13 protein-coding genes are annotated in these 11,458 nt (G+C 72.2%); 11 read left to right on the top strand and 2 right to left on the bottom strand.

The window, feature by feature from the left end; genetic code table 11:
• Positions 1-54 precede the first annotated feature (54 nt).
• Positions 55-2,211 (bottom strand): CHAT domain-containing protein, encoded by a 2,157-nt coding sequence (locus tag EV187_RS15750; RefSeq protein ID WP_130353971.1) that lies wholly within the window; start codon positions 2,209-2,211, stop codon positions 55-57.
• Between the two features lie 285 nt (positions 2,212-2,496).
• Here EV187_RS15750 and EV187_RS15745 point away from each other — a divergent pair, with 285 nt between their 5' ends.
• A complete protein-coding gene (locus EV187_RS15745) occupies positions 2,497-3,408 on the top strand; it encodes a DMT family transporter (protein WP_130354118.1) in 912 nt (303 codons plus the stop codon).
• A 25-nt stretch (positions 3,409-3,433) separates the two neighbouring features.
• Here the strand turns inward: EV187_RS15745 and EV187_RS15740 are convergent, their stop codons facing one another.
• On the bottom strand, positions 3,434-4,030 hold the full coding sequence (locus EV187_RS15740; RefSeq protein WP_130353970.1) for a hypothetical protein: 597 nt from the start codon (positions 4,028-4,030) through the stop codon (positions 3,434-3,436).
• Positions 4,031-4,233: 203 nt separating this feature from the next.
• On the opposite strand from EV187_RS15740, the gene EV187_RS15735 reads away from it, so the two are divergent.
• The 10 genes from EV187_RS15735 to EV187_RS15690 all read left to right on the top strand — a co-directional run bounded on the left by EV187_RS15735 (position 4,234) and on the right by EV187_RS15690 (position 11,432).
• Positions 4,234-4,593 (top strand): GntR family transcriptional regulator, encoded by a 360-nt coding sequence (locus EV187_RS15735; RefSeq protein WP_130353969.1) that lies wholly within the window; start codon positions 4,234-4,236, stop codon positions 4,591-4,593.
• Positions 4,590-5,498 carry an ABC transporter ATP-binding protein gene (locus EV187_RS15730; RefSeq protein WP_130353968.1) on the top strand — a complete coding sequence of 303 codons (909 nt, stop codon included), beginning with the start codon at positions 4,590-4,592 and terminating at the stop codon, positions 5,496-5,498. Before EV187_RS15735 ends, EV187_RS15730 begins: the two co-directional genes overlap by 4 nt.
• On the top strand, positions 5,495-6,262 hold the full coding sequence (locus EV187_RS15725; protein WP_130353967.1) for a hypothetical protein: 768 nt from the start codon (positions 5,495-5,497) through the stop codon (positions 6,260-6,262). The genes EV187_RS15730 and EV187_RS15725 overlap by 4 nt, the downstream gene beginning before the upstream one ends.
• A 155-nt stretch (positions 6,263-6,417) precedes the next feature.
• Positions 6,418-7,110 carry an ABC transporter ATP-binding protein gene (locus EV187_RS15720; protein ID WP_130353966.1) on the top strand — a complete coding sequence of 231 codons (693 nt, stop codon included), beginning with the start codon at positions 6,418-6,420 and terminating at the stop codon, positions 7,108-7,110.
• A complete protein-coding gene (locus EV187_RS15715) occupies positions 7,107-8,423 on the top strand; it encodes an FtsX-like permease family protein (protein WP_130353965.1) in 1,317 nt (438 codons plus the stop codon). Before EV187_RS15720 ends, EV187_RS15715 begins: the two co-directional genes overlap by 4 nt.
• Before the next feature lie 39 nt (positions 8,424-8,462).
• Positions 8,463-8,795, top strand: coding sequence for a chorismate mutase (locus tag EV187_RS15710; RefSeq protein WP_130353964.1), 333 nt, complete (start codon positions 8,463-8,465; stop codon positions 8,793-8,795).
• Positions 8,792-9,712 carry an SDR family NAD(P)-dependent oxidoreductase gene (locus tag EV187_RS15705; RefSeq protein WP_130353963.1) on the top strand — a complete coding sequence of 307 codons (921 nt, stop codon included), beginning with the start codon at positions 8,792-8,794 and terminating at the stop codon, positions 9,710-9,712. Before EV187_RS15710 ends, EV187_RS15705 begins: the two co-directional genes overlap by 4 nt.
• Positions 9,709-9,903 carry a hypothetical protein gene (locus EV187_RS15700; RefSeq protein WP_130353962.1) on the top strand — a complete coding sequence of 65 codons (195 nt, stop codon included), beginning with the start codon at positions 9,709-9,711 and terminating at the stop codon, positions 9,901-9,903. Before EV187_RS15705 ends, EV187_RS15700 begins: the two co-directional genes overlap by 4 nt.
• Positions 9,904-10,083: 180 nt before the next feature.
• Complete coding sequence (locus EV187_RS15695) at positions 10,084-10,263, top strand: hypothetical protein (RefSeq protein ID WP_130353961.1); 180 nt, start codon at positions 10,084-10,086, stop codon at positions 10,261-10,263.
• Between the two features lie 11 nt (positions 10,264-10,274).
• Positions 10,275-11,432 (top strand): alcohol dehydrogenase catalytic domain-containing protein, encoded by a 1,158-nt coding sequence (locus EV187_RS15690; protein WP_242609633.1) that lies wholly within the window; start codon positions 10,275-10,277, stop codon positions 11,430-11,432.
• The last annotated feature ends 26 nt before the right edge of the window (positions 11,433-11,458 follow it).

Here is an 11,458-nt window from a genome sequence, read left to right as displayed (position 1 = left end):
GATCGTCGAGGGGCGCTCCCGCTCGTCACGGGTCGGATGCCTCGACGGCGGTGTTCAGCCCGACGGGCCGGTGATGCGGGACAGGGTGACCGTGAACCCGCCGGTGTTGTCGGCGCGGTCCAGGTCGTTCAGGCCCAGCACGAGCTCACCGATCCGGCCGCCGCCGGCATAGCAGTCGACGTACGTGTCGGTGCCGAGTCCGACGTACGGCGGCAGGCCGCCGATGGCGCCGACGAGAGATCCATGTTGCGCGGCCTCCAGGCCAGGCAGGTTCGCGGTCGCGTCGTTGTCCTGCTCGGCGAACAGCTCCGTTCCGTCGGGGTTCACCGCCGTGAGCTCCTGATCCTCCCCCCACGTGATCACCCCGTCAGCCCAGATCGAATAGGTGGCCCCCGGCACGCACGTGATCCCCGTGGACGTCCAGTCGCCGGCGTCGGCCGGCACGTCGACCGTGATCGGGGTGAGGGCGTCGAGCGTGATCGTCGGGTCGACGGTGACATCCGAGACCTGCACGGAGAACTGGCCGACGTTCTGGGCGGGATCCGGGTCGTTGACGCCCAATTGGAGGTCGCCGTCGCCGGGGCACTCCATCGCGAGCCGGGATCCGACCACGAACGGCATGCCGCCGTCGCCGACGCGGCCGATGAGCGAGGCGTACGACGCGTACGGCTGCGGGTTGATCGTCGAGTACTGCTGCTGGGCGCCCTCCGGCGTCAGCGCGATGCCGCCGAGGTCGTCCACCTCGACCTCCCCCGACGCCGTGAGCAGGAGCCGCTGGCCGCCGGCGCAGTCGAGGCCGGTGGGGGTCCACACCGTGTCGCCCGCGACGTCGATGCGGGCGGGGAGGGTCTGCGCCCCGACGTCGGCGGCGCCGGAACCCCCGTCTGCGCCACCGCCACCGCCCAAGGCGGCCATCACCGCGACCGTGCCGCCGATGCCGAGGAGCAGCGCGGCCCCGGCCGCCACGGCGGCGATCAGGCCGACTCGGCGCGGGTCGGGCTTCGGTCGGGGCTCCGGCGGGGCATCGGGGCCTCCCGGGATGGCCGCGGCGCCCGCCGCGTGCTCGGCTCCCGCTGCGTCCTCCGCGTCCTCCGCGTCCGCCGGGCTGGGCGGCAGGATGAACAGGCGCGTGTCGTCGCCGCGCAGGCAGAGCACCGGCGTGACCCACTCGAGCGTGTCCCTGCCGAGGCCGAGGATCGCGATCCGACCGCTCACGACCGCCTCGTCGATGCGGCGGCCGTAGGCGAGGGCGGAGTAGAAGCCCTGCGAGAACGCGACCGCCGCCGCGTCGCTGATCGTGAACTGCATCGCGGCGACGGCGTTGATGCCGCTGTTGACGAGCGCCGCAGCCGTGCCGGAGTACAGCTCGTCCGTGCTCGCTGCGCCCGACATGCACGAGTTGATCACGACCAGGCGGGGCGTCGGCTCAGCCTGGTCGAGCAGGTCGGCGAGCGCCGAGGCGTCGACGTACTCCGCCCGCCCGCCGGAGCCGACGAACGCGAGCACCCCCTCGTCGGACGACGCATCGTAGGATCCGTGCCCCACGAAGTGGAGCACGTGCCACGGCGCCGAGAGCAGCTTCTCGTGCACGTTGCTCCAGGTGACCTCGTCGAGCCACTCGACGAGGATCCGGCCCCGGGCGATGTGCGGCCGGAGCGCCGCCTCGAGGCGCACACGCTCCGCCCCGGCGTCGATCGCCGGCAGGTCGCCGGGCGCCGCGACCATCGCCAGCACGCGCAGCGGCGGTTCGAGGCTCAGCGGTTCCATCACGTCCGTCGTGGGGATCTGCCGGATGAGCGGCTCCTTGCGGCAGACGTACACGCCCGCCTCGGGGTCGAACAGCGCCTCCCAGGGCAGGGCTGCGAGCGTGGGCGCGACGAGCCGGAGCCGCACCTGCAGGCTCTCGCCGCGCTCCTTGGCGACCGCGCGGCTCGTGCGGTACGCCTCCTCGACCTCGCCGGCGAAGACCGCGGAGAACAGCTCGGTGCCCACGCGCTGAACCTCGGTCTCGCCCTCGGTCAGGACCCGCCGTGCGGGGACGGCCGAGGCGAGCACGGTGGAGTCCATGAAGGGCAGCCGGGAGATGAGGGCGTCGACGTCCAGGCTGAACGACGCGGATGCCGCATCCGCCCCTGCCGATCGGAGGACGCGGACGTTCCACGTGCCCGGCTCCTCGCCGGGTCCGATCTCCAGCTCGATGATCGCGCTCATCAGAGGCTCCCGGCGGTCCCGGGGGCTCCAGACCCGGAACCGTTACGGCAGCAGGCTACTCCCGCGCGGCCTCACCGGTCATCAGGGTGGACCCGGGTCGGGCCGACCGGATCATCCTGCCGTCCTCCGGCGGATTCCGGACAAGCACCCCGCCGACCCTCCACGCGCGTCACCCGTCGGGCATACGCTCGACCGGTGAGCACCAGCACCACCCGTCAGGCCGCCGTCGCGGCATCCGCACCGAATCGATCCGGGCGGCTGTCGACGTGGGTGCAGTTCCTCGCGATGGGCGTGGTGTGGGGGGCCAGCTTCCTCTTCATGAAGGTCGCGCTCGAGGGCGTCTCGTTCGGCCAGGTGGCATGGTCGCGCACCGTGCTCGGTGCCCTCGCCCTCGGTGCGATCGTGCTGATCACACGTCCGCGCGTGCCGCGGGTCGATGGCACGCCCGGTCCGGTACTGCCGCGCGAGCGCGTGGTCTGGCTGCACTTCCTCGTCGTGTCGCTCACGACGTGCGTCATCCCCTACCTGTGCTTCGCCTGGGCCGAGCAGTACGTCTCGTCGAGCCTCGCGTCGATCTACAACGCCACCACCCCGATCATGACCGCGCTCATGGCCACCCTCGTGTTCCGCGTCGAGCGCCTCGGGCTCAGCCGCTGGGTCGGCGTGGGCGTCGGCATCCTGGGGGTCATCGTCGTGATCGGACCATGGCAGTACTCGGCGCTCACCGGCAGCCTCGCCGGGCAGCTCGCGTGCCTGGTCGCCACCGCGTGCTACGGCTTCACGTTCGGCTACCAGCGCCGCTTCCTCAGCCAGCGCCCGATCGCCCCCGCGACGTTCGCGTTCCTCTCGATCGGCGTCTCGGCAGTGGTGATGCTCGTGCTCACGCCGTGGCTCGCCCTCTCGCCGGTCGACCTCGACTGGACCATCGTCGGCTCGCTACTGGCGCTCGGCGTGCTCGGCACGGGCCTCGCCTACATCTGGAACATCAACGTGCTGCGGGCCTGGGGGCCGACCGGCACCTCGACGGTCACGTACGTGACCCCGGTCGTCGGCGTGGTGCTGGGCGTACTGCTGCTCGCCGAGCGGTTCAGCTGGCACGAGCCGGTCGGCGCCGTGCTCGTGCTCCTCGGCATCCTGCTCGCCCAGGGCCGGCTCCGGATGCCGCGCCGCCGAGCTCGGGCATCGTCCGCCGCCTGAGTGGCACGTCGGCCCCGGCCGAGCGTCACGTGAGAGCGGCGATGCCCCACGCGGCGGGGGTGAGGTAGAAGAAGAGCGGCGGTGCGTCCCGGGTCGCGGCCAGTATGCCCCAGTGCACCGCCGCGACGCCCAGCGTCACCCACCCGCTCCACGCATCGAGGAGGTCGAACACGAGGATCAGGACACCGAGGCCGATCAGGACGAGTCCCAGGAAGATCGCCGCGACGTGCCAGAGCGCGACCGACAATCGAACGAGGTACGGATACCACTGCGGTGTGGCCCCGCCGAGGTCTCGGGCGACGGCCGCCGTCGTGCTGAACCTGAACGCCAGGTTCACGCACCAGAGCGTCGTGCCGATCCCGAGCAGGATCAGCGAGGTCAGCGCGAGCGCAGTCCCCTCGCCCCCGACGCCGCCGAACAGCAGGCACGCACCGACAGCCGCTCCGACCGCGCTGACGAGGAAGAAGGCGGTGTCGACCTGCCAGACTCGCAGGTTGTCGTGGACGATCCCGATGGTGTCCACCTCTCGAGCCATCCAGATCGGGTAGAGCTGCGGCAGTGACGCCCCCACGATGAGGGCTGCCGCGCTGGCGAGCAGGATGATGGCGGCAACGATGGTCATGGCGGTACCTTCCCGGGCCTGCGGGCTCGGAGCGAGCCCTCAACCGGACCGTATCGCGCGTCGGTGGTACGCGACATCCGGGGTGGCACGCAGTTCTCGATGCACGCGATCCAGCGCGGCCTTGACACGGGCGAGGGTACATGGTTGGTTAGTTACATAAGTAATGAACCAACGAGGTTCGGTACACGACCAGATAGGCCGGCATGGACGAATCGCGACCGATCTTCATCCAGATCGCAGAACAGGTCGAGAACGACATCATCGACGGCGTCCTCAGGGAGGACGAGCAGATTCCCTCGACGAACGAGTTCGCGACGTTCTTCCGCATCAATCCGGCAACCGCACTGAAAGGGGTGAATCGCCTTGTCGACGACGGCATCGTGGCGAAGCGACGGGGGATCGGCATGTTCGTGACCCCCGGGGCCAGGGACCGTCTCATCGAGCGTCGACGGGCCGACTTCGCCACCGAGTACATCAGGCCGCTCATCATCGAGGCCGAGAAGCTCGGCATCGACATCGACGAACTCGCGGGACTCCTCCGCGCGGAAAGGATCCAGTCATGACCCGCACCGTGGTCCGCGCCAGCGGACTCACCAAGCGATACGGCTCGTTCACGGCCGTTGACGCCGTCGACTTCACGCTCGAGGAGAACCGCATCTACGGTCTCCTCGGGCGGAACGGCGCCGGCAAGACCACCGTGATGCAGATGCTGACCGGCCAGATCTTCCCGAACGACGGCGAGCTGGAGGTGTTCGGCCGCACTCCGGCGGAGCACGCCGACGTCCTTCGACGGCTGTGCTTCATCGCGGAATCCCAGCGGTACCCCGACGCCTTCAACGCCGCGCACGTGCTGAAGGCCGCACCGTGGTTCTTCGAGAACTGGGATGCCGCGTTCGCCGACCGACTCGTGCACGACTTCCGGCTCCCGCTCAAGCGCTACATCAAGAAGCTCTCGCGGGGCCAGCTCTCGGCGGTGGGCGTCATCGTCGGTCTCGCCTCCCGAGCGCCGCTGACGTTCTTCGACGAGCCCTACCTGGGCCTCGACGCCGTCGCACGGCAGATCTTCTACGATCGGCTCCTCGAGGACTACACCGAGCACCCCCGCACGATCGTGCTCTCGACGCACCTGATCGACGAGGTGGCCAACCTCCTCGAGCACCTGCTCATCATCGACCAGGGCCGGATCCTGCTCGACCGCGATGCCGACGAGGTGCGCGGTTCGGCCACCACCGTCGCGGGCGGCCGGGCGGCGGTCGAGTCGTTCGTCGCCGACCGGGCGGTGATCGGGCGCGAGGGCCTCGGCGGCCTGGCCTCCGTCACCATCGACGGCCGGCTCGACCGGGCCGACCGCGTCCGGGCCGCCGAGCTCGGCCTCGAGCTCGCACCGGTCTCGCTCCAGCAGCTCATCGTCCACCTCACCGGAGCGGACCTCCGCGCCGGCACGACCGAACAGGAGGTCGCAGCATGACCGCCGTGCTCGAACAGCCGACCGTCCGCACGGAGCCGCGCTCGAGGGTCGGCGAGATCTGGCGCGTCGTCCGCCTCCACGCGGTGACCCCCTCGGTGTTCTTCGGCATCCCGTGGATCATCCTCGGCGCCGCCTGGCTCGTGATGATCATCATCGGCATCATCGCCGGAGCCGCCGGTGCGGACACCGTGAAGATGGGCGAGGGTATGCGCTACAGCTGGGCGGTGCTCTCACCCCAGTGGTACCTCGTGGCCGTCGGCGTCCAGGCCATCGGCCTGACGATGTCGTTCGCACTGGGATTCGGTGCCACGCGGCGGGACTTCTGGCTCGGCACGGGCCTGATGTTCGGGATCGTCTCGCTGCTGAACGCCATCGCCATCGCCACGCTCGTGCAGCTCGAGAAGCTGACGAACGGCTGGTGGCTGAAGGTCTCGATGTTCGATTCGCTGTGGTACGGGCAGGGCGGCTGGCTCGTCGACTTCTACACGACGTTCGCGCTCCAGCTCTTCGTGCTCTTCATCGGGGCGAGCGTCACGACGGTGTTCCTGCGGTGGCGGATGCGCGGCATGCTGGTCCTCGCCTTCGGCGCGATCGCCCTCGCACTCGGCGGCGTCGCCATCGCGACCCTCACCCAGAGCTGGCCGGCGATCTTCACGTGGTTCGGCAGCATCGGCGTCGTGGGCGTGTTCACCGTCGTGCTCGGTCTCGCGCTGGTGTTCGCCATCGGCGGCTACGTCGTGATCCGGCGGGCCACGCCGCGCTGACCTGCGGGCGCGAATGACTGCGGCGCGGCATCCGTTCGGGGGAGCGGGTGTCGCGCCGCACGACGCCTCGAGGTCATCCTCGAGGATGACCCGGGCCCCCTCGAATCCGCCTGCGGTCCGACGCGTGCCGGCGCCCGCCACGAGAGGCTCGGAGCATGAGTTCATTCGTGATCGAGGCAGCGGGCCTCAGCAGGTCATTCGGATCGACACGCGCGCTCGCGGGCGTCGACCTCTCGGTGCGCACGGGCGAGTCGCTCGCCATCATGGGCGCGTCGGGTTCGGGCAAGACGACGCTGCTGCACTGCCTCGCGGGGATCACCCGCCCGGACGCCGGGACGGTCGGCTTCGTGTCCGGCGCCGGACGGGTGGAGGTCACGGGACTCGGCGAGCGCGAACGTTCCCGACTCCGCCGGGAGGCGTTCGGGTTCGTCTTCCAGCAGGGGCTCCTCATCCCGGAGCTCACGGCGGTCGAGAACGTCGCGCTCGCACTCATGCTCAACGGGATGCCGCGCGCCCGCGCCGAGGAGCACGGCCGAGGCTGGCTCGCCGCCCTCGGCCTCGCGGGCATGGAGGACCGCCGCATCGGCCAGCTCTCGGGCGGCCAGGCGCAGCGCGTCGCCATCGCCCGCGCGCAGGTGACCGGGGCATCCGTGGTCTTCGCCGACGAGCCGACGGGTGCCCTCGACTCCGCGACCTCGGCCGACGTGATGCGGGCGCTCCTCGACTCGACCACGGGACAGGGCCGCACGCTCATCCTGGTCACGCACGACGCCGAGGTGGCCGGGCGCTGCTCGCGCATCGTCGACATGCGCGATGGCCGCATCGTCGGCGAGCGGGTGTCGGCATGATCGCGCGGGTCGCGTGGCTGCTGGCGCGGCCGGGAACGGCCGGCGCAGCGGCATCCGCCTTGCCCGTCACCGCCTTCGGCATCGTGACGGCCCTGCTGCTCACCGTGATCGGCGGCGCGCAGGCGTTCTGGACCTGGACCGACGACGAGGGCGTGCTCTACCAGGCGCTCGCGGTCATCGCGCTGGTGCTGCTCGTCGTGCCGCTCGTGTCGCTCGGCGGTGCGGCCGCCCGACTGTCCGCGCGGCGCCGCGACGACCGGCTCGCCACCCTGCGCCTGCTCGGCGCGACGCCGGCGGCCGTGTCTGCGCTCGCCGTGATCGAATCCGCCGTGCTCGCCGCCGTCGGCGCGGTCGCCGGCGTGGTCGTGTACCTGGCCGTGGTGCCGCTGCTCGGGCTCATCGAGTTCCGCGGCGAGCCGCTCTCGGCTTCCGGGGTGCTGCTGCCGTGGCCGGTGCTCGTCGCCGTGCCGTTCGGGATCGCCGCGCTCGCCGCGCTCAGCGCGGTGCTCGGGCTGCGGCAGGTCGTGATCTCGCCGCTCGGCGTGCGCACCCGCCAGGAGGCGCCGCGCCTGCACTGGGTGCGCGTCGTGATCGGCGTCGGCGTCGTGGCGCTCGCCTTCGGCCTCATGGCCGTGCTGCGGGTCGCGCCCACCACGATGGTGATCCTCGGCATGCTCGCCGTCGCGTTCGGCGCCTCCCTCGCCGTGCTGAACCTCATCGGCCCGTGGGTGATCCGCCTCGTCGCTCGCGGCCAGGCGAGTCGTGCGAAGACGCCGGCGCGGTTGCTCGCCGCACGCACCGTGCTCGAGTCCCCGAAGGGCGCGTGGCGGCAGGTCGGCGGCGTCGCGATGACGAGCTTCATGGCCGTGTTCGCGGGGACGGGCGTCGCGGTGCTCGGCGTCATGGGCGCGGAGGGCGACGCCGAGTCGCAGCTGCTCGTGACCGACATCCGCACGGGCATCCTCATCACCGTGGTCGGCTCGTTCCTCATGGTCGCCTGCTCGGTGGGCGTCAACCAGGCGGCGGGCATCCTCGACCGCGGCGAGCTGTACCGCAGCCTCGACATGCTCGGCATGCCGGTGGCCACCATGGATGCCGCGCGACGCCGTGCGGTGATGTCGCCGCTGCGCATCACCGCGATCGGCTCGGCGGTCACCGCGGCGATCGTGATGCTGCCGCTCACCGGCATCACGCTCATCGTCGCGCCGGAGTCGCTCCTCGTCATCGCCGGGGTCCTGGCGGCGGGCATCGGCATCGTGTGGCTCGGGCTCCTCGCCACGCGTCCGGTGCTCGAGCGTGCGGCGTCCGCCTGATGCGATGTCGCGGGCTCGCGGCGCGGGTACCCTCGAAGCATGACTGACGGGTCCATCGACGAACGGGATGCCGCGATGAGCGAGCTCCTCGGCATCCGATCGAGCATCGACAACATCGATGCGGCCCTCATCCACCTGCTCGCCGAGCGCTTCAAATTCACGCAGCAGGTGGGTCGGCTGAAGGCCGAGCACGGGCTGCCGCCGAGCGATCCCGACCGCGAGCGGCGGCAGATCGCACGGCTCCGCGCGCTCGCCGTCGACGCCCACCTCGATCCGGCGTTCGCCGAGAAGTGGTTCAACTTCGTCGTCGCCGAGGTGATCCAGCACCACGAGGAGCTGGCCGGCAACGGCGGCGCCGGCGACGGCCTGTGAGCTGGTACCCGCTCGCCCTGCCGTCGCAGTCGGGCCGGCGTTACCTGGTGACCGGCGCCAGCGCGGGACTCGGGTTCTTCACCGCGGCGCGCCTCGCCGGAGCGGGCGCGCACGTCGTGCTGAGCGGGCGGAGCCCCGAGCGGCTGGATGCCGCGATGGGGGCGATCCGCGGCGCGCGCCCCGCGGCATCCGTGGAGGCCCTCGTGATGGACCAGTCGTCGCTCGACGCGGTCGACGCCGGAGCCGATCGGCTGCGCGCCGGCGCCCCGCTCGACGGGATCGTCGCCAATGCGGGCATGGTGCACACCCCCTCCACGAGACTCGAGTCGGTCGACGGCAACGAGCTCGTGCTCGCGACCAACGCCCTCGGGCACTTCGCACTGTTCGAGCGGATGCTGCCGCACCTCGCCGCCGGCGCGCGCATCGTGTCGCTCGGGTCGTTGTCGACGCGACTCTCGACGTTCCGCATCGACGACCTGCAGCTCGAGCGCGGCTACGACTCCTGGCGCGCCTACGCCCAGTCGAAGATCGCGTCGCAGGTGGTCGGGTTCGAGCTCGACCGCCGGCTGCGCGCGGCGGGGGCGTCCGTGGCGAGCGTCGTCGCGCACCCGGGCTATTCGATCGGCGGCCGAACCCCCACGGTGCCCGGCGTGAACGAGCCCCGGCGCGGCAAGCGGTTCACGGACGCGCTGCAGGCGGCGTGGGCCCAGGGCAAGCACCGCGGCGCGGAGATCCCGTTGCACGCGCTCACCGCGGCCGGCGTCGACGGAGGGGACTTCTGGGGCCCGAAATACCTCTCGCGGGGCGAGCCGACCCGGCAGCGGCCGACCCGCGTGTCGGCCGATCCGGCGATCGGACGGCGTGTGTGGGCCTTCGCCGAGCAGGCGACCGGCCGCTCGTTCGCGGTGGGCGGATGACCGAGCCGGGCCGCACGAGCGGCTGGTTCTCGCCGCGGGTGCGACTCGTGCTCGCGCGCGTCGTGGTGGCGGTGGGGATCGTGGTCGCACTGGTCGCGCTCGTCACCGCGCGATACGGGTTCCTCTTCGTGGCCGTCATCGTCATCGGCCTCGGCGCGGCCATGGGTCCGGGGCGCCGCGGCAAGCGCTGACGCCGGCGCCCGACCGCATGTCGCGGCTGGAGCCCGTCGCGAGCGGTTCACCTGCGCGCAACCCCTGCTTCGGGTGTCGTTGGCGCCCGCTGCCTAACGTCGACGGAAGGTATCGCGGGTTCTCGAGCCCGCGTGGCGGAGCGGCCCTGCCCGACCGAGGTCGCCAGAGGAGGCCCAGCAATGTCCAGGCGCACCACGGTCGTCGACCTCATCGACGGGTACGACGATGCCGACGAACACGACATCGACCTGCTGGTGGACCTGCTCGGCCTCGTCCCGAGCCCTCGCGCGGGCCACGCTCGTCCCACCGGCCGGAACGGGCGCGGCATCCGTTCGCGCGTCGGCCGTCGCCGACGGTAGGGGCGGCCTCCGTGCACACCGTCCAGCGGGTCGGTGACCTCGACGTCATCGTGAAGCCCTCGCCCGTCGCCATGGTGTGGAACGAGCCGGGGCGGCCGCATGACGCGCTCGCCGCGCCCGGCGTGCGGCTCTCGCCCGGCGAGGCCCTCGTCGAGGTCGAGCTCGCCACCATCTGCCCCTCCGACGTGCGCACGGTTCGCGGGGAACGCGTGGCGCACACGCCGCTCGTGCTCGGCCACGAGCAGGTCGGCCGGGTGGTCGCGGTCGGCGAGGGAGCCCGCCGCACCGACGGCGTGCCGCTCGAGCTCGGCGACCGGGTCGTGTGGTCGGTCACCGTCAGCTGCGGCGAATGCGATCGCTGCACCCGTGGCGTGCCGCAGCAGTGCCGCACGCTCGCGAAGTACGGCCACGAGCGCGTGCACCGCGGGTGGGAGCTGTCGGGCGGATTCGCCACCCACGTGCAGCTGCGGGTCGGCACCGCGATCGTGCGCGTGGGCGAGGACGTGCCGAGCCGGGTGCTCGCGCCCGCCTCGTGCGCCACGGCGACCTCGCTCGCGGCGCTCGACGCGGCATCCGCCCGGGTCGACCTCGATGGCGCCCTGGTCCTCGTGACCGGGGCCGGCCTCGTCGGACTCACCGTGGCGGCGATGGCGGTCGAAGCGGGCGCCGAGGTGATCGTGTCCGATCCGGATGCCTCGCGGCGCGCGTTCGCCCGCGGCCTCGGTGCCGTGGCGGTCGACCCGGCGGCGCGGTCGACGTCGCCCGAGCGGCTCGACACGGTGCTCGCCGCGTGCGAGCGGCGCGGACTGCCCGAGGTGCTCGCGGCGGTGGAGACCTCCGGCGCGCCGTCCGCCGTGCGCACCGCCATCGGGTCGCTCGGGGTCGGCGGCGTGGGCGTGCTGGTCGGCAGCGTCGCCCCGGGATCCGAGGTGTGCCTCGACCCCGAGTCGCTCGTGCGGCGCCTCGTGACGATCGCCGCCGTGCACGACTACACGGGCGCGCAGCTCGTCCGCGCGGTGGCGTTCCTCGAGCGCTCCTGGCGACGGGTGCCGTTCGACGAGCTCGTGGGTGCGACGCATCCGCTCGCCGAGCTCGACGACGCGCTCGCCGAGGCGGCGACGGGCCGGTTCGTGCGGGTGGGCGTCGCGCCGGGGCGCCGGCCCGTGTGAGGCGCCGGGCGCCGCGCCACGTGGGG

Origin of the sequence: Agromyces ramosus (assembly GCF_004216665.1) — a bacterium.
GTDB lineage: Bacteria > Actinomycetota > Actinomycetes > Actinomycetales > Microbacteriaceae > Agromyces > Agromyces ramosus.
Note: the sequence above shows the minus strand (reverse complement) of the source record. Positions and strands in the feature narration are given on the sequence as shown.

Excerpts from the sequence above, each read along its gene's own strand:
- EV187_RS15700 (WP_130353962.1), top strand. The coding sequence starts at position 9,709 with ATGACCGAGCCGGGCCGCACGAGCGGCTGGTTCTCGCCGCGGGTGCGA.
- EV187_RS15695 (WP_130353961.1), top strand. The coding sequence starts at position 10,084 with ATGTCCAGGCGCACCACGGTCGTCGACCTCATCGACGGGTACGACGAT.
- EV187_RS15715 (WP_130353965.1), top strand. The coding sequence starts at position 7,107 with ATGATCGCGCGGGTCGCGTGGCTGCTGGCGCGGCCGGGAACGGCCGGC.
- EV187_RS15750 (WP_130353971.1), bottom strand. The coding sequence starts at position 2,211 with ATGAGCGCGATCATCGAGCTGGAGATCGGACCCGGCGAGGAGCCGGGC.
- EV187_RS15735 (WP_130353969.1), top strand. The coding sequence starts at position 4,234 with ATGGACGAATCGCGACCGATCTTCATCCAGATCGCAGAACAGGTCGAG.
- EV187_RS15745 (WP_130354118.1), top strand. The coding sequence starts at position 2,497 with ATGGGCGTGGTGTGGGGGGCCAGCTTCCTCTTCATGAAGGTCGCGCTC.
- EV187_RS15720 (WP_130353966.1), top strand. The coding sequence starts at position 6,418 with ATGAGTTCATTCGTGATCGAGGCAGCGGGCCTCAGCAGGTCATTCGGA.
- EV187_RS15730 (WP_130353968.1), top strand. The coding sequence starts at position 4,590 with ATGACCCGCACCGTGGTCCGCGCCAGCGGACTCACCAAGCGATACGGC.
- EV187_RS15710 (WP_130353964.1), top strand. The coding sequence starts at position 8,463 with ATGACTGACGGGTCCATCGACGAACGGGATGCCGCGATGAGCGAGCTC.
- EV187_RS15740 (WP_130353970.1), bottom strand. The coding sequence starts at position 4,030 with ATGACCATCGTTGCCGCCATCATCCTGCTCGCCAGCGCGGCAGCCCTC.
- EV187_RS15725 (WP_130353967.1), top strand. The coding sequence starts at position 5,495 with ATGACCGCCGTGCTCGAACAGCCGACCGTCCGCACGGAGCCGCGCTCG.